Here is a 309-nt window from a genome sequence, read left to right as displayed (position 1 = left end):
TAATCGTTCCATTGGTGATAGGCGTAAAGTCAGTGGCGGTTGCCGAACCAAAAGCGGTAGAGAAATCCACGTCGAAACCAGAAGCATACGCTCCGGTAAGGGTAACATCAAAAGTAGCGGTAACGCCCACGCCTTCCGTAACGATAACATCGGTCTGTACAATGGACAAACCTTCCGTACCGGTGCTATCATCATCATTGATAATACCATTTGCGGTAGCATTATTGATGGGTACCAACGGATTGGTAGTGCTGTTCAAGGTAACGGTATAGGCCTCTTGCGGCTCGATGATGGCATCATCCAAAATAG

At 47.6% G+C, this 309-nt stretch carries 1 protein-coding gene; it reads right to left on the bottom strand.

What is annotated here, in order from left to right:
* Positions 1-309: hypothetical protein (locus ACXAGS_RS15745; protein WP_474908093.1), on the bottom strand; the 309-nt coding region annotated here is incomplete at both ends.

It is taken from the genome of Croceivirga sp. ABH4_376, from assembly GCF_056160685.1.
The sequence above is the reverse complement of the archived record's forward strand: the minus strand, read 5'-3'. Positions and strand labels throughout refer to the sequence as shown.